The sequence below is a fragment of the Methylomonas sp. MED-D genome (assembly GCF_050276835.1).
Classification (GTDB): domain Bacteria; phylum Pseudomonadota; class Gammaproteobacteria; order Methylococcales; family Methylomonadaceae; genus Methylomonas; species Methylomonas koyamae_A.
On the sequence record NZ_CP189965.1, the window covers coordinates 3,282,891 to 3,307,165 of the forward strand.

General features: G+C 61.8%; 18 protein-coding genes. 11 read left to right on the plus strand and 7 right to left on the minus strand.

Annotated features, from left to right (window positions below):
* Positions 1 to 88 precede the first annotated feature (88 nt).
* The 11 genes from ACQE3E_RS14595 to ACQE3E_RS14645 all read left to right on the plus strand — a co-directional run bounded on the left by ACQE3E_RS14595 (position 89) and on the right by ACQE3E_RS14645 (position 15,265).
* Positions 89 to 1,381 (plus strand): alginate export family protein, encoded by a 1,293-nt coding sequence (locus ACQE3E_RS14595; RefSeq protein WP_313729911.1) that lies wholly within the window; start codon positions 89 to 91, stop codon positions 1,379 to 1,381.
* Between the two features lie 66 nt (positions 1,382 to 1,447).
* The gene (locus ACQE3E_RS14600) at positions 1,448 to 2,668 is read left to right on the plus strand and encodes an NAD(P)/FAD-dependent oxidoreductase (RefSeq protein WP_313729910.1); all 1,221 of its coding nucleotides are present in this window, start codon (positions 1,448 to 1,450) and stop codon (positions 2,666 to 2,668) included.
* A gap of 12 nt (positions 2,669 to 2,680) precedes the next feature.
* Positions 2,681 to 5,356 carry a molybdopterin-dependent oxidoreductase gene (locus ACQE3E_RS14605; RefSeq protein ID WP_313729909.1) on the plus strand — a complete coding sequence of 892 codons (2,676 nt, stop codon included), beginning with the start codon at positions 2,681 to 2,683 and terminating at the stop codon, positions 5,354 to 5,356.
* 36 nt (positions 5,357 to 5,392) lie between these two features.
* On the plus strand, positions 5,393 to 6,565 hold the full coding sequence (locus ACQE3E_RS14610; RefSeq protein WP_064028671.1) for an EAL domain-containing protein: 1,173 nt from the start codon (positions 5,393 to 5,395) through the stop codon (positions 6,563 to 6,565).
* A 189-nt stretch (positions 6,566 to 6,754) separates the two neighbouring features.
* A complete protein-coding gene (locus ACQE3E_RS14615; protein WP_427500704.1) occupies positions 6,755 to 8,206 on the plus strand; it encodes a two-component system sensor histidine kinase NtrB in 1,452 nt (483 codons plus the stop codon).
* Entirely contained in the window at positions 8,199 to 9,425 is a 1,227-nt protein-coding gene (locus tag ACQE3E_RS14620) for a response regulator (protein ID WP_168029617.1), read from the plus strand. Before ACQE3E_RS14615 ends, ACQE3E_RS14620 begins: the two co-directional genes overlap by 8 nt.
* Positions 9,422 to 11,068, plus strand: coding sequence for an HD domain-containing phosphohydrolase (locus ACQE3E_RS14625; protein WP_427500705.1), 1,647 nt, complete (start codon positions 9,422 to 9,424; stop codon positions 11,066 to 11,068). The genes ACQE3E_RS14620 and ACQE3E_RS14625 overlap by 4 nt, the downstream gene beginning before the upstream one ends.
* 45 nt (positions 11,069 to 11,113) lie before the next feature.
* The gene (locus ACQE3E_RS14630; RefSeq protein ID WP_064028663.1) at positions 11,114 to 11,572 is read left to right on the plus strand and encodes an EVE domain-containing protein; all 459 of its coding nucleotides are present in this window, start codon (positions 11,114 to 11,116) and stop codon (positions 11,570 to 11,572) included.
* Between the two features lie 15 nt (positions 11,573 to 11,587).
* Entirely contained in the window at positions 11,588 to 13,366 is a 1,779-nt protein-coding gene (locus tag ACQE3E_RS14635) for a flagellar hook-length control protein FliK (protein ID WP_427500706.1), read from the plus strand.
* A gap of 127 nt (positions 13,367 to 13,493) precedes the next feature.
* Positions 13,494 to 14,510: a class 1 fructose-bisphosphatase gene (locus ACQE3E_RS14640; protein WP_427500707.1), complete on the plus strand. Its 1,017-nt coding sequence runs from the start codon at positions 13,494 to 13,496 to the stop codon at positions 14,508 to 14,510.
* Positions 14,510 to 15,265 carry a helix-turn-helix domain-containing protein gene (locus ACQE3E_RS14645; RefSeq protein ID WP_427500708.1) on the plus strand — a complete coding sequence of 252 codons (756 nt, stop codon included), beginning with the start codon at positions 14,510 to 14,512 and terminating at the stop codon, positions 15,263 to 15,265. The genes ACQE3E_RS14640 and ACQE3E_RS14645 overlap by 1 nt, the downstream gene beginning before the upstream one ends.
* 98 nt (positions 15,266 to 15,363) lie before the next feature.
* Here ACQE3E_RS14645 and ACQE3E_RS14650 read toward each other — a convergent pair whose 3' ends face one another.
* From ACQE3E_RS14650 to ACQE3E_RS14680, 7 genes are all read right to left on the minus strand, one after another.
* Positions 15,364 to 16,305 carry a formylglycine-generating enzyme family protein gene (locus ACQE3E_RS14650; protein ID WP_427500709.1) on the minus strand — a complete coding sequence of 314 codons (942 nt, stop codon included), beginning with the start codon at positions 16,303 to 16,305 and terminating at the stop codon, positions 15,364 to 15,366.
* A 415-nt stretch (positions 16,306 to 16,720) separates the two neighbouring features.
* Positions 16,721 to 19,393 carry an SUMF1/EgtB/PvdO family nonheme iron enzyme gene (locus tag ACQE3E_RS14655; protein WP_427500710.1) on the minus strand — a complete coding sequence of 891 codons (2,673 nt, stop codon included), beginning with the start codon at positions 19,391 to 19,393 and terminating at the stop codon, positions 16,721 to 16,723.
* Positions 19,390 to 20,457, minus strand: a complete 1,068-nt coding sequence (locus tag ACQE3E_RS14660; RefSeq protein WP_313729899.1) for an AAA family ATPase — start codon at positions 20,455 to 20,457, stop codon at positions 19,390 to 19,392. The genes ACQE3E_RS14655 and ACQE3E_RS14660 overlap by 4 nt, the downstream gene beginning before the upstream one ends.
* Positions 20,454 to 22,037 carry a S1 family peptidase gene (locus tag ACQE3E_RS14665; protein WP_313729898.1) on the minus strand — a complete coding sequence of 528 codons (1,584 nt, stop codon included), beginning with the start codon at positions 22,035 to 22,037 and terminating at the stop codon, positions 20,454 to 20,456. Before ACQE3E_RS14665 ends, ACQE3E_RS14660 begins: the two co-directional genes overlap by 4 nt.
* A 44-nt stretch (positions 22,038 to 22,081) precedes the next feature.
* Positions 22,082 to 22,393, minus strand: a complete 312-nt coding sequence (locus tag ACQE3E_RS14670) for a trypco2 family protein (RefSeq protein ID WP_313729897.1) — start codon at positions 22,391 to 22,393, stop codon at positions 22,082 to 22,084.
* A gap of 113 nt (positions 22,394 to 22,506) precedes the next feature.
* Positions 22,507 to 23,271, minus strand: a complete 765-nt coding sequence (locus tag ACQE3E_RS14675; protein ID WP_313729896.1) for an ABC transporter permease — start codon at positions 23,269 to 23,271, stop codon at positions 22,507 to 22,509.
* Positions 23,268 to 24,173: an ABC transporter ATP-binding protein gene (locus ACQE3E_RS14680; RefSeq protein WP_064028653.1), complete on the minus strand. Its 906-nt coding sequence runs from the start codon at positions 24,171 to 24,173 to the stop codon at positions 23,268 to 23,270. Before ACQE3E_RS14680 ends, ACQE3E_RS14675 begins: the two co-directional genes overlap by 4 nt.
* Positions 24,174 to 24,275: the final 102 nt, after the last annotated feature.

The following is a 24,275-nucleotide window of genomic DNA, read 5'->3' on the forward strand; positions in this document are numbered from 1 at the left end:
CTACGACCTCTTTGTGCCGAAATTCCCGCCTTGCAGGCTTAGGCGGATGGCAAACCGACTTTCGACCGACCACAGACCAGGAGACATCATGTTCAAATCCACACACATCTTGCCGGCCGGCGTGCTGGCGATCGCCGGAGCCGGCACGCCGGCCCAAGCCGACATCACCAAGGAGGTGGAGGACGCGCTGAATTTTTACCACTACGGCAGTAACGGCGCCGTCAAAATGGATTTGAACTACCGCTGGGAAAACGTCGATCAGGACAAAGGCCCCATCATCCCCGGCAAGGCGCCGAAACGGGTGGAAACCGCGAACGCCAATACCGCCCGCTTGCGCTTGGGCCTGCTGTCGCCGACTTTTTACGATTTCCAAGCCTACGCCGAATACGAAGGCAATTACGCGCTACAGGAGGACTACGATCAGGGCGGCACGACGTTGAACCGTCACCGCGACTATTCGCTGATCGCCGACCCGGACCGTAGCGAGCTCAACCAGTTCTGGCTCAGTTACAAGGGCATCGCCGACACCTTAATCAAGGTCGGCCGGCAACGCATCAAATTCGACGACGACCGCTTCATCGGCAACGTCGGCTGGCGGCAAATGGAGTCGACCTACGACTCGGTGCTGGTTACTCACAACAACCAAACCCTGTTCGGGCTGACCGTCAACGCCGGTTACCTGGACCACGTGCAAAACATTTTCGGCGAAACCGACACCTTGAACGCGCCGGTGCTGAATCTGAATTACAAGGTCGGCGACTGGGGCAACCTGATCGGTTACGGCTACTGGCTGGACTTCCGCGAGCGCGCCAATTACGCCAAATCCTCGCAAACCTACGGCCTGCGCTTAGACGGCAAATCGCCGCAGTTCTTCGATACCGTGAATTTTCTGTACACCGCCGAATGGGGCAAGCAATCCAATTACGCCGACAACCCGAATCATTATCAAGCCGACCGCATCAACCTGATGGGCGGTCTATCGGCTTTCAACCTGACCTTGCAAGGCGCGATGGAACAGCTGAACGGTTACGGATTGAACAAGACCTTCAACACGCCGCTGGGCACCAACCACGCCTTCCAGGGCTGGGCCGATTTGTTCATCAATCCGTTGGGCAACGCCACCTTGGGCCAGGGTATCCGCGACGTGTTCGCCACCGCCAGCTATAAGGCGATGAACGATACATTGATCGTCACCGGCATGTACCACGATTTCTACGACGACACCGGCGGCGTCGAATACGGCAGCGAGTGGGATTTCTCGATTTTGAAGAAATTCGGCAAGCACTACTCGCTGCTGGCCAAGTACGCCAATTTCAACACCGAAAACGCCGCGTTTACCGATACCCAGAAAATCTGGCTGCAGGCCAACGTCAGTTTTTAACGACTTAGCACGGGAGCCGGCCGGTAGCGGCCGGCTCCCGTGGCGCAACGTTATCGAGGCAAGAACATGAAACCGAAACTCGTCGTCGTCGGCAACGGCATGGCCGGCATGCGGACCGTCGAACAACTGCTGCAAATCGCCCCCGACCTTTACGACATCACCGTATTCGGCGCCGAACCGCACGGCAACTACAACCGCATCATGCTGACGCCGGTGCTGTACGGCGCGAAAAACTTCGCCGACATCGTGATCCACGACTTCGACTGGTACCGGAGCCGCGCCATCACGCTACACTGCGGCCCCGCCAAAGCCGTGGTCGCCATCGACCGGACGCGACGCCAAGTCATCGCGCGCGACGGCACGACGGCGGACTACGATAAACTGCTGATCGCCACCGGTTCGCTACCGCTGCTGCTGGACATTCCGGGTCGCGACTGCGACGGCGTGATGGGCTTTCGCGACATCGCCGACGTCGAGACAATGATCGCCAAATCGGCCCGGCGCCGTCACGCGGTGGTGCTGGGCGGCGGCCTGCTGGGACTGGAAGCGGCCAACGGCTTGTTGAAACGCGGCATGCAAGTCACCGTGGTCAACCGCGCCGACCACTTGCTGAACCGGCAACTCGACGCCCAGGCCGGCGAATTCCTGCGCCGGCACCTGGCCGAAACCGGCATGGAATTCCAACTCGGCGCCACGATCGCGGCGATTGCCAGCCGCGCCGGCCACGTCGTCGAAGTCGAACTGGACAACGGCCAAAAACTACCCGCCGATTTGCTGGTGATGGCCACCGGCATCCGCCCTAATATCGCGTTGGCGGCGGCGGCTGGTCTGAGCTGCCGGCGCGGCATCGTTGTCGACGATGCGATGCAAACCAGCGATCCCTCCGTGTACTCGGTCGGCGAATGCATCGAACATCGCGGCGAATTGTTCGGCTTGGTGGCGCCGGTCTACGAACAAGCCAGAATCTGCGCCGACCAACTGGCCGGCGGCACGGGCAGCTATCGGACCGGTTTCGCCGCGACCATGTTGAAAGTCACCGGCATCGATTTATTTTCAGTCGGCGACTTCGACGGCGATGCCGACAGCGAAACCCTGCGCTTCGTCGATTATGGCCTCGGCATCTATAAAAAAGTGGTACTGCGCGGCGACGTGCCGATCGGCGTGATTCTGTACGGCGATACCGGCGATGCCAATGGCTATCTGCGCTTGGTCCGCGACGGCGTGCCGGTGAGCAACAGACGCCGGCGCTTACTGTTTGGCGGCGCGACAACCGCCGAGGCCGCCTGAGACAATAGCACCATGAGTCCAACCACCATCGTCAAGACCACTTGCCCTTACTGCGGTGTCGGCTGCGGCATCTCGGCCGAAATCGAGGATGCCGCCGGCCACCGCGTCCGGATTGCCGGCGATCCGGAGCATCCGGCCAATTTCGGCCGGTTATGTTCCAAGGGCGCCGCACTGGCCGACACCGTGTCCTTGGAAAACCGCCTGCTCTATCCGCGTATCGGCGGTGCCCGCACCGATTGGGACAGCGCGCTGGACCTGGTTGCCGAGCGTTTCCGAGCCGCGATCGCCGAGCACGGCCCGGATTCGGTGGCCTTCTACGTGTCCGGCCAATTGCTGACCGAGGATTACTACGTCGCCAACAAATTGATGAAGGGCTTCATCGGCTCGGCCAATATCGATACCAACTCGCGGCTGTGCATGTCGTCGGCGGTGGTTGGTTATAAACGGGCCTTCGGCGCCGACGCGGTGCCGTGCAATTACGAAGACCTGGAATTGGCCGATTTGATCGTGCTGGTCGGCTCCAACGCGGCTTGGTGTCACCCGGTCGCCTTCCAGCGCATCCGCAAGGCCAAGGAACGCAATCCGGCGTTGAAAATCGTCGTGGTCGATCCGCGCCGCACCGCCAGTTGCGACATCGCCGATCTGCATCTGCCGATTCAACCCGGCATGGACGCGCTGCTGTTCGACGGCCTGCTCGGTCATTTGGCGGCGATCGCCGCCACCGACGCCGCCTATATTGCCACTTATACCGAAGGCTTCGAGGCGGCCTTGGCGCAAGCGCGAAGCGCCGCGCCGAACATCGCCGCCACCGCCGAGAATTGCGGTCTGGCCGCCGCCGACGTCGGTTTGCTGTTCGACTGGTTCGCCGCGACCGAAAAAACCGTCACGGTGTACTCGCAAGGCATCAACCAATCCAGTTCCGGTTCGGACAAATGCAACGCCATCATCAACTGTCATCTGGCCACCGGCCGCATCGGCCGGCCCGGCATGGGGCCGTTTTCGTTCACCGGCCAACCCAACGCGATGGGCGGCCGCGAGGTCGGCGGCCTCGCCAACATGCTGGCCGCGCACATGGATTTGGACAATCCGGTCCATGTGGACCGAGTCGGCCGATTTTGGGGTAGCCAGCGGGTCGCCGACCGCCAGGGCCTGAAAGCGCTGGAACTGTTCGACGCGGTCGCGGCCGGCAAGATCAAGGCGATCTGGATCGTCGCCACCAATCCGGTCGCGTCGATGCCGGACGCCGACCGGGTCAGGCAGGCGTTGCAGGCTTGCGATTTCGTCGTGGTGTCCGATTGCATCGCCGATACCGACACCACTCGATTGGCGCACGTGCTGCTGCCGGCCACCGGCTGGAGCGAAAAAGACGGCAGCGTCACCAATCTGGAGCGGCGGATTTCCCGCCAACGCGCGTTGTTCGCGCCGTCCGGCGAGGCCCGCCACGACTGGTGGATCTTCAGCCAGGTGGCGCAACGCCTGGGCTTTGGCGAAGCCTTCGCCTACCGGTCCAGCGCCGAGATTTTCCGCGAACACGCCGCGCTGTCGGCCTTCGAAAACGATGCCGCTCACGGTCGTCGCGACTTCGATCTGTCCGGTCTGGCCGAGCTGAGCGATCCGGCCTATTCCAACCTGCAACCGCTACAATGGCCGGTGAGCGCAGCCGGCGGCACTGCCCGGCTGTTCGGCGACGGCCGGTTTTTCACGGCCAACGGCAAAGCCCACTTCGTGCCGGTGTCGCCCCGCCCTCCCCGCCACGTACCCGACACCAACTATCCGTTCACGCTGAATACCGGCCGCTTGCGCGACCAGTGGCACACGATGACCCGCACCGGCCTGGCCGCCAAACTGAATACCCACCAAGTCGAACCTTGCGTCGAAATCCATCCTGACGATGCCGCCCGCCTGCGGTTGCCGGCCGGTGCCATCGCCAAACTGACCAGCCGCTGGGGCGCGATGCTCGCCAAGATCGCGATCAGCGCCGAACAACGGCCCGGCAGCTTGTTCGTGCCGATGCACTGGACCGGCGTCAACAGCAGCCACGGCCGGATGGGCGCTTTGGTCAATCCGGTGGTCGATCCCTTGTCCGGTCAGCCGGAAAGCAAGCAAACGCCGGTCGCCATCGAAGCCTGGCCGGCCCGCTGGCATGCCGTACTGTTGTCGCGGCAAGCCTTGCCGCTATCGGACTGCGAATACCGGGTGGAGATGCGCGGCGACGGTTTTTACCGTTACCAACTGGCCGGCGGCCATACCGGCCGGGACTGGCGAACCTGGAGTCGCCACCGGCTGGCCGCCAATGCGGCCGAACGGTTGGACCGCCACTGGCTGGAATACAGCGATCCGCCATCCGGCGACTTTCGGACTGCTCTGATCACCGAAGCCGGCCTGCAAGCTTGTTTATTCGTCGGCGCCGGGCCGGAATTGCCGGAACCCGGCTGGATCGCGACCTTGTTCGGCAAAACGGCCTTGAGCCGGGGCGAACGCCTGAGTCTGTTGAGCGGCGCACCGCCCGCCGGCGAAGTCGATATTGGCCGAATCGTCTGTTCGTGTTTCAATGTAGGCGAGAAAACCATTCGGCAAGCGGTTCGCGACCGCAAGCTCGGCAATGTCGCCGAGATCGGCGCCTGCCTGGGGGCGGGTACCGGCTGCGGTTCCTGCCTGCCCGAGTTGAAGGTTTTTCTAGCGACCTGAACTAACAACGCGCATGCGAGCAGCCACCAGGGAACGATGCAAGCCAAACTACAGTTATTTCCGTATTTTCAACCTATCATTTCCACCGCCAGCGGCCAGATCGTCGGCTACGAGGCGCTGGCCCGCCAACACGACGCTAACGGCCGCGTGGTTTCGGCCGGCGCTTGGTTTTCCTCGGCCGACATCGACGCCAAGCAGCGAACCGAACTCGACCGCCAGGTGCGTTGGCAGGCCTTGCAAAAATTTGCCGAACACGCCGATCCCAATAGCTTTCTGGCCATCAATATCTCGGCGGCCTGGATAGACAATCTGCGCCAGCTGAACGCGGTGCCGACGGTGCGGATGCTGGAAGAACTGAATATCGACCGCGGCCGGGTCATCGTCGAAATCTCCGACGCACCGGCCGATCCGCAAAAGCTCAAGCAAATCGTCCAGCGCTACCGCAAACACGGCCTGAGCGTGGCGATCGGCGATTTCGGCGCCGGCTCCTCGCAACTCGAACGGCTGATCGCGGTCCAGCCCGACATCATCAAGATCGACATGCGCTTGTTCAAGCAAGCCGCCAAGGGCGGCATCGCCGGCGACATCATGCAAGTGTTGTCGCGACTGGGCAAGCGCACCGGCGCCCGGCTGACCTGCGAAGGGGTCGAAACCGACGAGGAATTCTGGTTCGGGTTGGACTGCGGCGCGCAATATATGCAGGGTTTTTTGTTCGGCAAGGCCGAGGCCGATTTCAAGCCTGCCCAGCAATATCAGCAACACATTGCCTCGCTGCGCGGCAAGTTTCTAAAACAAACCCTGGTCCGCGAAGAACGCAAAATCAACGCCATCAACACCCTCAAGAGCTTGGCCTATCGGCTGGCGGAGGCTTTGCAAGACGATTTCAATCTCAACGAACTGGTCAGTTGGAATTTCGCGGAAAGCGGCGTAATCCGCTTTTATCTGTGCAACAACCTGGGCGACCAGATTTCCCCCGACTTCAATTTCAGCGCCAACCGCTGGTTTACCGATCCGCGCAAAATCGGCTTCAATTGGTCGTGGCGACCTTATTTCTTTCAACTGTTGGCACTGGAACATTGCGGCGACCGCGACCGCATCGTCAGTTCCGAACGCTATCGCGATTTCGAGACCAACCTGCTCTGTAAAACGCTGGCATTACGGCTAGACGGCGACCGATTATTGCTGGTCGATACCGTCGCGGTCGATTAAGCGGTCTATACTCTTTCCAGCGGCGGCGCATCAGGAAGCGGTTTTAGGCCCGGGTCGGCGCTTTTCGTGCGTCCGTTCCCGCGATTGAAAGCATTCCGGGTTTTTTTAGGCGTGTAGGCGACCAAACCTCCCCGCGCCGAAAACCGGTGATCGCAACGCTTTACGGCGCGTACCTACCGAGCTTACGGAATGACCAAGCCATCGCGCATCCCCACTTCACTTTCATTCGCTATCCTGGCCGCGGGCCTGGGACTGTTGTTCCCACTGGGTACTAGCGCCTTTCTGTTGAATGGCGAGGACTTCCAGCTTGATCTGACCACTCTCGCCTCCTTGCACAGGCTCCACCCCGAACTGTGGGTCATCTGGGGCGCTCCGCTGGTTCTGGGACTAGCCGGCTATCTGCTGGGCCGTCAAAACGAAACACTGCAACAAAAAATGCGCAGTTTGGAGCGGCAAACCAGCCAACTGAACACAATTCTGGATACCGCGCCGAGCGCGATCATCACCATCGATCAAACCGGAGCGATCCGAAGTTTCAATCGCGGCGCGGAACGCATTTTCGGTTACTCCGCCGGACAAATGGTGGGCGAAAACGTCAAACGGCTGATGCCGGCCGACATTGCAAGCCGACACGACGGTTATTTGGCGCACTACATCGCGACACGGGAAAGCCGCGCCATGAACCAGCGCCGCGAGTTCCAGGGCCGCCGTGCCTCCGGCGAAATTTTTGCAGTGCAATTGCACATCAGCCCCATCGAAATCGACGGCGAGACGCTGTTTTGCGGCATCCTCGACGACGTCAGCGAAACCAAGGCACTGCAAACCCAACTGACCCAAGCTCAAAAACTGGAAGCCATCGGCCAACTGGCGTCCGGCGTGGCTCACGAAATCAACACGCCAATTCAATATATCGGCGACAACCTGGCCGCGTTGCAAAACTACTTCGCCGACCTGAGCGCCTGGCAGTCGGCGGTTTACCAACAAGCCGACCCGGCCTCGAAAACCCGGCTAGACGATCTCGGCGAGCAATTCGATCTGGCCTATATTCTGGACGACAGTCCCAAAGCCATCGGCCAAGCGCTGGAAGGCGTGACCAGGGTCGCCGAAATCGTCAAGGCCATGAAGACTTTTTCGCACGTCGAACCTAGCCAATCCCGGCAAGCGATCAACCTGAACGACACCGTCGCCGGCGCGATCACGATCAGCCGAAACGCCTGCAAATACATTGCCGACGTCGAAACCGACCTCGCCGCCGATTTGCCTGCCGTGCCCTGCTACGCCAACGAACTTAGCCAGGTCCTGCTCAACCTGATCATCAACGCCGCCCATGCCATCGAAGAAAAAGGCGGCGAACGCGGCGTGATCCAGATTGCCACCCGCAAGCTCGGCGATATGGCGGAAATCCGCATCCGCGACAATGGCGCGGGCATTCCGGCCGAGATTCGGGAGAAAGTCTTCAACCTGTTTTTCACGACCAAACCGGTCGGCAAGGGCACCGGCCAGGGGCTGAGCCTGGCCCACAACATTATCGTGGAGCGACACCGAGGCAGACTATACTTCGAATCCGAGGCGGGACTCGGCACCACCTTCCACGTACTGTTGCCGCTCGACCCGCAGGCACCGGTTACCGAAAATGACTAAGAAGCACATACTGTTTGTCGACGACCAGGAATTGGTTATTCAAGGCATACAACGCCAATTGCGGCCCTACCGCGAGCAATGGCGGCTGTATTTCGCGACGAGCGGCGCGCAAGCCCTAGCCATCATGGCGGCGGAGAAAATCGACTTGGTGGTTAGCGATATGATGATGCCGGGGATGCACGGCTACGAATTGCTGAAGACCGTCGCCGAGCGCTATCCCGGCGTGGTTAGAATCATGTTGAGCGGCTACACCGACGAAAACAACCTGAAACAGAGCCTGGAAGTCGCCCACCAGTATTTGAGCAAGCCTTGCAGCGCCGAAACCTTGCGGGAAGCGCTGAGCCAAATCTTCAAAATCCAAGATTGCATCAACGATCCGCTGATCGCCGGCACGCTCGGGGATGCCAACGCCCTGCCCAGCCTGCCCGCGATCTACCGGGAGTTGAACGCGGCGATCGCCGACGAAAACACCACCACCAAGGACATCGCCGACATTTTCGCCCGCGACATGGTGCTATCGGCCCGCTTGCTGCAACTGATCAACTCGCCCTATTTCGGACTGAACCGGGTGGTCTCCAGCCTGACCGACGCCATCAACCTGATCGGCATCAAGCGCCTGAACAATCTGGTCTTGTCGGTACATGTGAAGACTGCGTTTCCGATCGCCAGTCCGGAATTGGAGCGAAAAATGGAATATTTGTGGCAAAACGCCGGCCGGGTCGGCGAGTTGGCACGCCTGATCGCGCTAGCCGAACATCAGCGGGAAGACCGTCCGGACCAAGCCTACCTGGGCGGCTTGCTGCACAATATGGGCTTGCTGCTTTTTCTGTCGCGCGGCGGCGGCAAAACTCTGGAATTGTTGGCGCGCGCCAAACGCCACGAGCAACCGATAACGGCCTTGGAAACCGAGATTTTCGGCTTCAATCGCTGTCAGGCGGCGGCCTATGTGTTGAGCCTGTGGAAAATCCCGCCGCGCATCATCGAAGCGATTTTGTTGCATTACACCCCCAACGAGACCGATTACGACGGCGTCAACGCATTAACCGCCGTTCACGTCGCCGCTTGCCTGTTGCAGCCGGCGAATCCGAACGACTACAGCCATTTGTTCGAAATGCAATTGGACGAAGCCTATCTGCGGCGTTTGGGCAAATGGGAACGTCTTGCGGAATGGCGGGCGTTGGCGGAAAAAGTCGCGGAACAAGCCGGAGGCAGCCGATGACCTTACCCAGCAATCCGACCGCCGAGCCGGCCGCCTTACCCGAGATCAGCCGGAAAATCCTGTTCGTCGACGACGAAATCCTGCTGTTGGAGGGCATCAAGCGCCAATTGCGCCGCGATTTCGACCTGACCGTCGCCGACGGCGGCGCGGCCGGCTTGCGCATCCTGGCCGAGCAGGGACCGTTCGCGGTGGTGGTGTCCGATTACAACATGCCGGATATGGACGGCATCGCCTTTTTAAATGCGGTGTACCGGCAGTATCCCAATACGGTCTTGGTCATGTTGACCGGGCGGGCCGAATTGGACATCGCCGTCAACGCGCTACACAGCGCTCATATCGCCCGCTTTTTAAACAAACCCTGTCCGCCGGAAATTCTGCGCGAGACCTTGAACGACGGCCTGGAGCAATATCGCCTGAAAATGGCCGAGCAAATCCTGCAAAACCAATTGCAGCAAGCCAACCATCAACTCGGCCAACTCAACGCGCACCTCGAAGACTTGGTGGCCAAGAAAACCCGCGCCCTCGCCTTGCAATATCGCTACGTGGCCAACATGACCCGCTTGAACGACTCAAGAGGCGTGGTATCGGCACTGATCGCCACGTTGACCGAGCTGATCGGTAGCAATGCGATCGGTTTGTGGTTGAGTCCGGGGGCCGATCAACAGTTTCGCTGCTTCCATCCGCAAAACGGCGAACCGAACCAGTTCGCCGTCGCCGATCTGCCCGAGGGCGCGATTCGCCGCGCGATCGCCGAGAACCGGCGTTGGCAATTCGGTTCTCCTCTGGACGGCGGCGGCATCGCCTGGTTTACCGGCCAGCCGCTGGCCTGTCTGCCGATGGTCAGTTCTCGCGGCGTCATCGGCCTGGTCACACTGGCCGGCGACGGACCTTCCCTGACGGCCGACACCTTGTCGACATTGATCGGCATGCTGAACGTCACCGCCACCGCGTTACAAAGCCACTGGCACCGAGAAGCCTTTATCGAAGCTCAAGACGCCATCATCACCGCGTTGGCTAAACTGTCCGAATACCGCGATCCGGAAACCGGCTCGCACCTATTGCGTCTGAAGAAATATTGCGAGCTGATTTGCCGCCACATGAGCCGCACCGAGCGTTATGCCGCCAGCGTGACCGCCGAATTCACTCAGGATCTGGTGCGCTCGTCGCCGCTGCACGACATCGGCAAGGTCGGCATCCCCGACGCGATTTTGAAAAAGCCCGGCCGGCTGACGCCGGAAGAATTTCAGATCATGAAAACCCACGCGGCGATCGGCGGCGATACGCTGCGTTCGGTTTACGAGCAATATCCGTCGCAGGGCTTCATTAAATGCGGCATGGACGTCGCCTACGGCCACCACGAGCGCTGGGACGGCAGCGGCTATCCGCTGGGCTTGCGAGGCGAGGACATTCCACTGGCCGCCAGAATCCTAGCCTTGGTCGATGTATACGACGCGCTGACCAGCCGCCGGGTTTACAAAGCACCGATGCCGCGCGGCGAAGCGATGAACTTGATCGTCGAAGGTAACGGCAGCCACTTCGATCCCGACATCGTCGCGGCCTTCCAGGAACTCGAACCGCAATTTCATCGCATCGCCGAAACTTACGCCGACCACGTCGAGGTACTTGCACCCGACGACCAATAGCGGAGACAATGCCGACAACGCTAGCCACCGCCTCGAGGAACCGAGATGAATTATTGGTTGATGAAATCCGAACCGGACACTTTCGGCATCGACGACTTGCAACGCAAACCCGAACAAACCGAGCATTGGGACGGCGTCCGCAATTATCAGGCCCGCAATATGATGCGCGACGACATGCAGCCGGGCGACCTGGTGTTTTTCTACCATTCCAACTGCGCCGAACCGGGCATCGTCGGCATCATGCAGGTCGTCAAGGCCGGCTATCCGGACTTCACCGCCTTCGATCCGGACAATATCCATTTCGACCCGAAAAGCCGTCCGGACAATCCGACCTGGTTCATGGTGGACGTCAAATTCGTCCGCGAATTGGCGCGTAACATCACCCTCAAGGAGTTGAAGGAAAAGTCCGAACTGGCCGAATTGGCCTTGCTGCGCCGCGGCAACCGCTTGTCCGTGATGCCGGTCGGCGCCGCGCACTGGGACTTCATCCTCGGCCTGGAATAGCCGGCCGGCCGTGCCATGGCTGACATCACGGCATCCGGATCGGCGCCGCCGGCTTACGCCGAACTACCGGCCCTCGCCGAGGCGGTACGCATCATCCTAAACCTGACGGCTGCCGGCCAAGGGGAAGTCATGGATATCAACCTGCCGTTGGACGCCCGCTTGCAAGCCAGCTTGAACAAGGTCGCGGAGGAACTCCCCGAACTCAAGCTCAATCAATTGGTGGAAGCGAAAATCACGCTGGTGGATAGCCCAAACCAGGCCGTGACGGTGACAATCGGCGAGCGCAACCTGCTGTTGCAAAACCCCGCGCGAATGCCGGTCCAAGTCGGCCAGACCCTGCAACTCCAAGTCGTCAAATTGGCGCCGACCGCCGAACTGCGCCTGGTGGCGGTCAGTCAGCCGAATCGAAACGAATTTTTGCCGGTAGCCGGCGCTAGCAACGGCGGCGTTTTCAAACTGCCAACCGCGCCGGCGAATTTAGGCGCGGCGACCTCAGCGAACCCCGCCAGCTCGGCGACTTCCTCTCCCTCCGCGACCTTGGCGGCCGGGGCCGGCGGGGCGGTGCCCGCCTCTGCTCCGGCGAACTCGAACCCGGCCGCCAGCGTGACGGCGGTCGTGGTTAAGGCCGATGCCGGTCGATTGACCTTACAATTGCTGCCCGCCGCCAACCCGGCATCGCCGATGCCACCATCGCCAACGCCAACGCCACTGCTTTCGCCATCGCCATCGTTTTCGCCACCGCTTTCGGGCAATCCGACGGCCAGCCCGCCAAACCCGCGCGCCGATCTGATTACGCTGACCGACAAACAATGGACGTGGTCCCAGCCGGCCAGCAGCACCGGCAATGCGCCGACCAGCGTCTCCGCGCCACCCGCGCCGGGCCAAACCGTAACGCTACACATCGTTAAAAGCGCGGACGGACCGATGGTCGCGCTGTCGCCGCGCGGCGTGGATACCGAGGCCCTGATCGCCGCCGCCTACAAACAGCTGCTGCCGATGCAAATCCCGCCGGCCCAGTTCGCCGGCCACCTGGCGCGTCTGGTAACGACCGATTTCGCCGGCGCGAATGTCGGCGAAACCCTGAAACGCGCCGCCCTCAATCTGCTGGCCGCGATTCCGCCGCGCGCGGCCTTGCTCGAACCGGCGCCGCTGCGGCAAGCGATTCGTGGCTCCGGCCTGTTCATGGAAAGCGACTGGTTCGGCGGCCCGCATCCGCCGCCCGATCAAACGCCGCCGCCCGAGGACTTCAAGTTGAAGTTGAGCAAATTCGTCGCCTTGCTGCAGCGGGAACTGGCCGAACAAACCGCGCTACCCGCCGCCGAGCGCGAACCGCTCAGCGAAACGCTCCAAAAAGCCCAGGGCGGCCTAGCCAAATTGACGCTCGATCAACTGAATTCGCTACCCAGGGACGACGCGACCAAACAGGTCTGGTTTCTGGAACTACCCTTCTTCAACGCCGACCAAGCCGACAGCCTACGGCTGTGCATCGAACGCGACCAAACCGGCGGGAGCGAGGAACATAAGGATGCCTGGACCGTCAGCATTAGCCTTAGCCCGCCGCTTATTGGTACAATACATTGCAAAATTTCCTGCTACGACGGCAGCGTCAACACCCGCTTCTGGAGCGAGTCGCCCCGTACCGTCGAGCTGATCGACAGCCGCCTGCCCGAACTCAGGCAACAATTTGAACAAAAAGGATTAACGCCCGGATTTATGGACGCACAACAAGGCCGACCCGCCCAGCCCCAACCGCCCGCGTTACCGCCGCAAACGCTGTTAAGCGAAAAAGTTTGAACGCCCCGATGAAACCATTCCCGGCCACCCCTTCGCGCCGCGCGCCGACCGATTTCCGACCAACCATCGGTCGCGAGCAAGCGTTGCGCCTGAACACCTATTCGAATACCCGACGGAGAATCACCGCATGACCAACCAAGTCACCCTGACCCAGTTCATCATCGAACAGCAGCGCGGACTGCCGGAGGCCTCGGGTACCTTCACGCTGTTGCTGAACAACATCGTCACCGCCTGCAAGCAAATCTCCCACCGGGTCAATTGCGGCGCGTTGATCGGCGTGTTGGGCAGCGCGGAATCGGAAAACGTCCAGGGCGAAGTCCAAAAAAAGCTGGACATCATCACCAACGACATCATGGTCCGGGCGCTGGATTGGAGCGGTTCGCTGGGCGGCATGGCTTCCGAGGAAATCAACGACCCGATCCAGATTCCCAAGCAATATCCCAAGGGCAAATACCTGGTGTTGTTCGATCCGCTGGACGGCTCGTCCAACATCGACATCAATCTGACCGTCGGCACGATATTTTCGATCCTGCGCTGCCGGGAAGGCGTCGAGCCGGAACCCGAGGATTTTCTGCGCAAGGGTAGCGAACAAGTCTGCGCCGGCTTTGTGCTGTACGGCCCCTCGACGATGCTGGTGCTGACCACCGGCAACGGCGTCAACGGCTTTACCTTGGATCAGGACGTCGGCGAATTCATCCTGACCCACTGCAACATGAAGATACCCGAAGACGCCAGCGAATTCGCGATCAACATGTCCAACCAACGCTTCTGGGAAGCGCCGATCAAACGTTACGTCGACGAATGCGTCGCCGGCTCCGACGGCCCGCGCGAGCGCGACTTCAACATGCGCTGGGTGGCGTCGCTGGTCGCCGAGGTGTACCGGATTTTGAATCGCGGCGGCGTGTTCATGTACCCGTTCGACCTGCGCGACCCAGCCAAGCCCGGCAAGCTGCGGCTGCTGTACGAAGCCAATCCGATGGCCTTCATCATCGAGCAGGCCGGCGGCGCCTGCAGCACCGGCCGGGAACGGGTACTGGACCTCAAGCCCACCAGCATCCATCAACGGGTGCCGTTGATCCTAGGCTCGAAAAACGAGGTGGAACGCATCGTCGGCTACCACCGGGACATGGACGGAGCAGCCTAATGAACAACCTGCAACATTGCGACTCGGCCGGCAGCGACGCCAAGGTCGTCGCCCTTAACAAGCAAGTCAGTTGCGCTAATTGCAGCCTGGACAACATTTGCCTGCCGCGCGGCTTGTCGCAATCCGAGATCGCCAACATCAGCCAGGTAATCCGCGCCCGCAAAACCCTACAGCGCGGCGATTTCATCTACCGCGAGGGCGATAATTTTCGCGGCATTCTGGCGATCAAGTCAGGCAGCGCCAAACTGGTCGCCAACGACAACCACGGCAACGAACACATTCTGAATATCTTGTTGCCCGGCGAACTGCTCGGCTTCGACGGCCTGTCCGGCTCCAAGCACGGCTGCGCGGCGATCGCGCTGGAAACCATGAGTTTCTGCATCCTGCCGGCCGACAGCATGGAAGAATTGTTCCAAAACGTACCCAGCCTGACCCGCGAACTGTTCCGCCATACCGGCGAAAAAATGATAGAGGACAAGAACCAACTGGTCCTCAGCAAGCGTCCGGCCGAGGAAAGGTTGGCTTATTTCCTGATCAGCCTGTCCGAGCGCCTGAAGCGGCGCGGCTTCTCGTCGTCCGAATTCAAATTGTCGCTGACCCGCCAGGAAGTCGGCAATCACCTGGGTCTGGCGCTGGAAACCGTCAGCCGGATGCTGAAAAAATTTCAGGACGACGATCTGATCAGCGTGCAAAACCGTTTCATCGCCATCAAAAACCCGACCGCGCTCCGCAAACTGCTGCAATCGACCGATTGAGCCATCCCGCCGGCGGACCGCTCACCGCAGCCGCCACCGCCCGGCCTGATCCGCTCCGCGGGCCGGGCCGCGCCGGCTGGGTTCGCTACCGTGCCGGCTCAGGCCTGAACTCGGGCGCACCGGAAGCCAAGGAAGTTAACGCGGTAGTCGGGCTGGTCGCTGCTGCGACAAGCGCAGCGGCAGAAACTGGCGACGCTGTTCCACGAACCGCCGCGAACCACGCGGGCCGCGCCGGCTTCGCCGGACACCCAAGCACAGCCGTCAACCGGCGCACCGTTGTAATTCGGGTGCCAATCGTCTTGCACCCACTCCCAAACGTTGCCCAGCATGTCGTACAAGCCCCAGGCGTTGGGCCGTTTCAAGCCCACCTCGCGACTGCCGGATTTGGGGTTGGGATATTGCATGTCCTCCCAGCCTGTCGAGTCTTGGCCGTCCGCCAACTCGAAACCTTCGCCGCTGTTACCGCCGTACCAGGCAATGGCGTCCAGGGCCGGCGCGTGGTTTAAACCCATAATCTCGATCGGCCCCGAATACAGCGCGCTGTCGGTGTCGGCCCGGCAGGCGTATTCCCATCGAGCCTCGCTGGGCAGCGTCAAGTCCAGACCGGGAATCCGGGCGTTCAGGCGCTGGATGAACACTTGCACCTCGTCCCAACTGACTTGCTCGACCGGCCGGCGCGGGCTTTGGAATCGGCTGGGATTGCCGCCCATCACCGCCGTCCATAAGGCTTGCGTGCATGGGGTGTCGAACAACCAATAGCCCTGGCCGATCAGCACCGAATGGCGCGGCTGCTCGGCCTCGAACCAGGGCCGCTCGTAGTCTTTCCTAGCCAAGTCGCGGGTTTCGGACTCCGGCGAGCCCATCTCGAACCGCCCCGGCGGAATCCAGCGCAGGCGCTGGGTGACGTCGTCCAACGTAAAGGCGACCAACACGCCGTATCGGTCCTGCCCCCATTCGCTGGCCCAAGCCGGCGCACCGCCGTGAATCAACGGGTGCCAGGTGGGGTCGATGCCGCTGGAAATTTGCAGGGTTTTAGCCATGGATACCTTTCGCGCGTTAAATTGAGCCGCATCCGCTGTCTCGCCGGTCGGTGGCTGCCAAAAATCCAAATGTCGCTTGCCTTCCATGACCCCGGATGCCCGCTTCCCGGCGGGCGTGACGGCGCGGCTAAGCTGTAAACCAGCGGCGCCGCGATGACAGGCCTTGGACAAATACCGGCAAGCGGTGTCGGAGCGCCATCGATCGCGGCTGAAGCCGCTCCCACGCCCATCTTATGCGTTCGCCAGAACGAAAACCCGTTGACGACAATAGGCGTGACCAAGCAACGACGATGCGGCGGCAGCCACTGGCGACGGCGAGCTTGCCCGTGCCACCGCATACCGGCCACCGCCGCCCGGCCTGATCCGCTCCGCGGGCCGGGCCGCGCCGGCCGGTACGCTCCGCGCTTGGCCGGATTCACGCCTGAACTCGGGCGCACCGGAAGCCAAGGACGCTATCTCTGTCGCCTGGCTGGATACTGACGCGACAAGCGCAGCGGCAGTACCTGGCGTCGTAGAGCCACGAACCGCCGCGAATCACGCGGGCCGCGTCGGCTTCGCCCGACCCCCAAGCACTGCCATCGGCCGGCGCACCGACGTAATTGCCGTGCCAATCGTCTTGCAGCCATTCCCAAACATTACCCAGCATGTCGTAAAGTCCCCACGGATTGGCCGGCTTACCCTTGACCAAGCGGCTGCCGGCTTGGCGATTAGGGTACTGCATTTCCAGCCAATCCGAGGTGTCGTAGCCGTCCGTCAACTCGAAACCTTCGCCGCTGTTGCCGCCGTACCAGGCAATGGCGTCCAGGGCCGGCGCATTGCGTTCTCCCAGAATGTCAATCGGCCCGCTGTAAAGTGCGCTGTCGGTACCGGCCCGGCAGGCGTACTCCCATAGCGCCTCGCTGGGCAGCTCCAGCGCCAGACCGGGAATCCGGGCGTTCAGGCGCTGGATGAACGCCTGCACGTCGTTCCAACTGACTTGCTCGACCGGCCGGCGCGGGCTTTGGAATCGGCTGGGATTGTCGCCCATCACCGCTTGCCAGAGCGCCTGGGTACAGGGCGTATCGAACAGCCAATAGCCATCGCGTAGCGTGACCGTGTGTCGCGGACCTTCGTCGTTAAATCGGCCCGCTTCGTCGTCCGGAGACCCCATGCCGAAGCTACCCGGCGGAATCCAGCGCATGCGTTGCACGGTAGGCTGGCCTGGCCGGTCTTCGACGGTAAACTCCACCCACAGCCCGTAGCGGTCGCGGCCGATCGCGCTGGCCCAGCTCGGCTTGGCGGTTTGCTGAAACGTCAGCCGCGCGCGGTCGCTGACGATGCGCAAGCCGCCGCCGGTCGGCAATGCGATCGCGACCGGGTCGGCGCCGTCCTGACGCCACAGTCGCGGACGGCCGGCATCGGCCAACGGCTCGAACTGAACCAGGCCGTTCGCCGTGGTCAAATGCGCCAGCCAACTGCCCGCCGCCCGCTCCGCCGCGTCGGCTTCGAGCAGTTGCAGATTCGAACCGCTCTGTATCAGTTCCAGCCGCCGCTCCGGACGGTCCGGCGGCGGAGGAATGTCTCGGGGTTGAATGCCTTCCGGCAATTGTGCGCTCACCTCCAACAACAATTCGGCCAGGCGCACGCCGAACACTGGGTTGAAGCACAAATGCCGGGTGGCGCGGGCGGCGATGCGCGCCAGCCAGGCGCGGTCGTGGCCCGGCATCCTATCTAGCTCGCGCGCCGGGTTGAGGGCGCAGAACTCGGCGAAGTAGCGGCGGGCGTCGTCCAGGTCGTCGCGCAAATCCTGGTCGGCCGGTTCCCGCGGATCGCCGGCCACCGTGGCCGGATCGACATTGAGCAACTCGTCGAACCAGATTTCCGGCGGCAAATCGCCGCGCCAGGCCTTGATCGCGCGCAACAAACGGTGCCGCAACGCGGCCGGCTCGGTGTCCGCCAGTTCGGCGCGCAGGCGCTTGGCCTCGGCCGGATCCAGCGTCGCCCCGGCGGCGGAGTCGCCGATCAGTGCCGGGTGTTGCCAAACGTCGGCTTCGGTGCCGGCGTCGGCGGCCTCCGGCGGCAACAGCAAGCGGGCCGCCCGCAGCAGGCCGGGTTCGATTCTGGCGGCCGGCGACACCAGCCGCAACAGGCGCTCGGCCCGTTCCGCCGGGCTACGCCCGTCGTCGGCCAACCGGGGCCGCTCCCAGGCTATCACCCGCCAGACCGCCGCCAGCGCCGGCGGACAACGCATCGGCGGCGCCGGAAACAGCACCAACGGATGGCAACCGGCTTCCCGCAACGCCGTACCCAAGGCCAACCAACGTTGCCGGAGGCCGGCATCGCGCAGCGCCAGTCCGCCCAAGTCGCCCAGCACCAGCACCAGGCTGCCCGGCGGCGGCGGCCAGACTTCGGCATTGGCGGTCAACGGCAGCGGCAGCTCGGTTTGGTCGTCCATCAAGGCCCGCGCCAGGGCGTGCTCGGGCAGCAAGCGGCCGATGGCGTCGCGTATCAAACGCTTGTCGGCGCGATAGGGTATCAAGCGCCGGCTGTCGTCTTCGATCAGCAACAGGCTGGGACCCCATCGGCGGCGACGTTCGCGCGGAAAAGCCGGCAATACCTGGCCTTGGCCGATCAGGGTCAAGGTTTTGGCCAGGTCAATGCCGCGACCTTCCCGGTAATCCCCGAGCACCTGGCGCAGCCGGGGCGCCAGTTCCGCCCAGGTCGCCAGCGGCTGAACGCCGGGCGCCGCGCGCGGCCGGTTTCGCCAGACTTCGGTATCGGCGGTCGGATGAGTGAGCGGCACGGCCTCGGCCGATTCCGGCTCGCCCAAGCTTTCGTAGCCGGCCAAATACCAAAACAGCGCATCGCGCAACGGTTCGCGTGGCGTGTCGGCGGCCGCGCCGGAGTCTGATAGCGGTACGCCGGCCGGCGCCGGCCGCGCCGACTCCGGTTCCGTGCGTTGGGATTTGGGTGCTTTCCATTCCAGGCGCAGTTGGCCGGCCAGATAGGCCACGGCCGACGCAGGGTCCGCGCCGGCGGCTTGGGGCTGGGCAATCAGCGCATCCAGCAAATCGGCACGGCTCAATAGGCCGCGGCGCGGCGGGGTCATGTCGGCGGGTTTTCCAGAGCGGTCAAGCCGGCATCCTGCTCGCGGGCGGCATCGGGGTGCTTTTTCAATACAAACTGGCCGACTTGAGCAATCAAGGCTTGTTGAACTTCGAAATCGCCGCCGGCTTGCTTGACGACGCCTCTTACCAGGTCCAGATATTCGGCTTGCCCGGGCAGTGGCCGCCAATGCCGTTGCTCGGCGGCAGCGCGGTCGTCCGCCAGCATCTCGGCGGCGGCTTGCAGCACCTTCGGCGCGACGCCGGCGCCGAAGTGGGTTTGGCCGCGTTCGACCAGCTTGGCGATCAGTTCCGCGCGTTGGTCCGGCAGTTTCAGATGCAGCACCAGGCAACGCCGGACGAAGGCGTCCGGCAAGGCGCGTTCTTCGTTGGTGGTGATGATGACCAAGGGCGGCACGCCGACGGTTTTGACCGGCTCGTGGCAACCCTGCGGCGTAAAGCTGCCGGCGCCCAAGGCCTCCAGCAGGCCGTTGGGCACATCGGATTCGGCCTTGTCGATTTCGTCGATCAGCACCACGCAACCGTTGCGCGGGTCGCCGTTGTCGGTTTGCGGCGGCGGCGCCACGCCCACGTGATCGGCTTGGGTTTTGGCGCCAGGCCAGTCAAAGGCCCACCACAGCGCGCGCGGATGAATGAATTGCTTTAGCTCCAGGCGTTGGCGCAACGCGGCCAGCGCCAGTTCCGCCGGGTCGCGACCGTCCGGATGCGCCGGCGGCGGGCAGGCGACGTGCAAGGCGCCCAATACTTGCGCCTCGGCCAGCCGGCCGATGGCGTCGAAGTGCCAGAGCAGATCGCGGGATTCGGTCTTGGCATCCACCACACACTGCACGAAGGCCCGCCGCAGCGCCTTGGCGGCGGCGCGGGCCAGCTGGGTCTTGCCGATGCCTGGCTCGCCGCGCACCAGCAAGGGCCGGTTGGCGGACAGCGCGGCGTTGATCGCCATCAATTGGCGCGGCTCGAAATGGTGTTTGGGGCACGGATCGCCGTCGGCGGCGACGGGATCTTCGAGGGTCTCGACATGGTTCGAGCGTATTGGGAGGAAGTTCATGGGCGTGGTCCTGTGTTAGCGTACAACAGATCTCTGAGTAAGGAATAGTCCAGCAACTCCCGCCACATCGGATCGGGCGGCGCCAGGCGGATAAAGGCAATTTCGGGAAACCGCTCCGCCAATTCGCCCAGCACTTGGTTTTGGTCGGCCAGTTGGGCGGGGTCGGAATCCGCCGGTGTTTCGACTAAATAGTAATAGGTGTAACGGCGAACACCGTTGGCGCGCGCCTGACGTTTGGCATCGCGTGTCAAACCGTCGTTGATCCACGCAATCAGCGCTTCGTCGGTCGTCAGCGGCAAACCGGGGTCGGTAAAGCGGCCGCGCAAATAATCCACAAACTGATTCTTGAAACGGCCATCAATCCAAACTTCGGCTTTTTGCGCCAAATGCTCGGTAAAATCTCGTTGGAACTGCCGGCCGTCGACGTCGCGCCCCGCTTCCGGCGGGGTGGGTAAACAAGGCAAGGCGGACGGAAATTCGTTGGGGTGGCTGGGCTTGTGATAGGCGGCGGGCCTGCCGTCGGCCCTCGCCATCACCAATTCGGCCAGGGTTTTATGGCAAGCGCCGATTTCGTGCAATACGCCGGATTTGGCGGCGTGGTTCGAGCGGACGGCGTCGGCGTCGGCGGATTTGTGGAGCACAGGTAAAATCACTTGCACAAAGCGAGCGACGGCCTCGGCACCGGCGAAATCGCTATCCGCGAGCAACACATGTTGCGCGTCGACGGTAACATCGAATAATTCGTCCAATTCGGTGTTCAACGCCTTGCCTGCCACTTGCTCCCGACGCTGGTCGATGGTCCCGGTTGTGAACCCGAAACCCTCGGCCAGTTTTTCGGTCGCAGACCCGCAAGCTTGCAGCAATCGAACGATCAGATCATGGGCTGTTTTCAAGCGATCCGGCTCGCGGTCCAAACCCAAGCATTCGCAAAATGCCGAATCCAGACGCAAGCGGTAAGCCGGCACGGCCTGAAACTGCTCGGTCTTAAAGTATCTCGGCACGTCCTGGATAATGCCGACGATCTCGCTATTGACCAGAACCGGCATGCCGGATGCGCCGCTCCAGCCTTCCTCGCTATCGGTTTGAAACTCGTTCTTCAACTTGAACACGCTGTCGGCTGGTGTGGGGCCGCATACCGCGCCGAAGAAATCGCCGTGCTCGCGAAGTTTGGCTATGTTGGTAATCTTGGGAAACCCTCGGCTCAGCCATTTGGCGCCCTCCTGAGGTAGGGACGCCGAGATGGCGGGTTTGCGGATTTTTTGGGCGTCCGGATGGCTGGGGCAACGGAGCAGCACCGCATCCAAGCTGTCACCACCGTCCCAGGCGACGGCAGCAGTATCGTCTCGCTGCAAGTCAACCCAGCCGCTGTAGGGATCGGTACGATCGCAGAATTCGTACCAACGGACTTTGATCGGAAACTGCGCGTCGCGTCCGGCCTGCCGGACCACATGACGGGCAGTCAGAATCAACCCATCGCCGACCGCGATTCCGGTACCGATAGCGCCGGACCACTGATCGCGCCGCTCGCCGCTGGGTCCGACGGTTGGGGCCAGAATCGTCACAATCAGTCTCTTCGCCATTTATCCACCGTTGTGCCATCCATTGGACGGGGCAACGCCGCGTATTACCGGCCGATACCGCTGTCGTCGGCAACCAGCACCGGCCGTTCATTGCCGTCCGCGTCCACCTCAACCGGATTCAGCTTTAGATGCAGTTTCTGCACGGTCCCTTTGTCGCGCTTGGCCTTGCCGTCGGCGTTGACTACCCAAAACTTGACGCCGCCGCCGGCCTCGGCGCTTTTCGTGACGGTGACTTGCAGTTCCAAGTCTATCGACTCGACGCGAAAACGCAGCTTTTTGCCGTCTCCCTCCCGCTGCGCTTTATCGAGCTCGGCGCGCAAATCGATCAACATGTCGGCTAACGGTATCTGTTCCATATGGGTCTCCTCGTGGATGGTTGAGTCTAGCGATTGTACTATCGCGCTAGAACTTGGGACATCTCGGTCTTTGTAGCGTCCGCTCGGACTTGCCGATCTTGGCGGACCAAGCCCTAGGTTTTTATGCCGACGCCTTTGTGCAGCAACCATAGACTCAGGCTTATCAGCAGCGCGATGACGCCGGCCGTCATTTCGAAGGCCAGCAGGATGGGAACGTCGCTGACGCCTATCATGCCGTAGCGGAAGGCGTTGATCATGTACAGGATCGGATTGGCCCGAGCCACCTGTTGCCAGACCTCGGGTAACATCGCCACCGAATAGAACACGCCGCCCAGGTAGCTGAGCGGCGTCAGCACGAAGTTGGGGATGATCGAGATGTCGTCGAAGCTGTCGGCGAACACCGCGTTGATGAAGCCGGCCAGCGCGAACAAGGTCGCGGTCAACACGAACACCACGCAAACCACGTCCCAGTGCAATACTTGGATTTTTGTAAACAGCATCGAAATCCCCGCCACCACCAAGCCGACCAGCACGCCGCGGGCGATGCCGCCGCACACATAGCCGGCCAGTATCACGTAATTCGGCACCGGCGCCACCAGCAATTCCTCGATATGGTGTTGAAACTTGGTCGAATAAAACGACGACACCACGTTGGAATAGGAATGGCTGATCACCGACATCAAAATAATGCCCGGTACGATGTAATCCATGTAGCTGACGCCGTGCACCAAGCCGATGCGCTCGCCGATCAGCTTGCCGAAGATCAAAAAGTATAATGCGGTCGTGATCGCCGGCGGCAACAAGGTTTGCGGCCAGATGCGAGTGAAGCGGCGAATCTCCTTGCCCAGGATCGTCCAAAACGCGACGGAGTACGTCATTGCACCAGGTCCATAAACATTTGCTCCAAGCGGTTGGATTTGTTTCTAAGGCTCAGCACTTCGATGCCCCGCGCCGACAACTCCTGAAACAGGCGGTTCAGCCCCAGCGCCTTGGGTACCGAAACGTCCAGCACGCGCTCCCCGGCCAACGCGATCGCGCAACCGGCAATGGCCGGCGCCTCGCGGAGCGGCTCGGCAATATCCAGCACGAAATGGTCGGTATGCAGCTTGGCCAGCAGATCGCTCATCGCCGAATGCTCAACGATCCGGCCATCGTCGATGATGGCGATGTTGCGGCACAGGCTTTCGGCTTCTTCCAGATAATGGGTGGTCAGGATGATCGTCGTCCCCTGCTGGTTGACCTCTTGCATCATGTCCCACATCGCCCGGCGAATCTCAATGTCGACGCCGGCGGTGGGCTCGTCCAGGATTAGCAGACGCGGCTCGTGCACCATGGCTCTGGCGATCATCAGCCGCCGTTTCATGCCGCCCGACAAGCGCCGCGATACGGTATCGCGTTTGTCCCATAACTCCATTTGCCGCAAACAGATTTCGGTGCGCCTCAGGGCTTGCTTGCGGGGAATGCCGTAGTAGCCGGCTTGGTTCAACACCACGCCATGCGCCGTCTCGAATTGATTGAAATTGACTTCTTGCGGTACCAAGCCGATACAGCGCTTGGCGCCGGCCGTGTCGCGATCCAAGTCGTGACCGAAGATTTCGACGGTCCCGCTGGACTTGTTGACCAGCGAACTGACGATGCCGATCAACGTGGATTTGCCGGCGCCATTCGGGCCGAGCAATGCGAAAAAATCGCCGAGTTCCACGTCCAAGTCCACGCCGTTCAAGGCCTGGAAGCCATTGTTATAGGTTTTTTTTAGGTTGCGGATGGATAAAGCCGTCATGCTCTAGTTTATAATGCCCGGCGGTAGTGATGACGTTCCGGCGCGGATCGCCGGCCGTAAAAGCAGTCGATTCTATCAGAATTGGCATTTACTCAGCAGCCA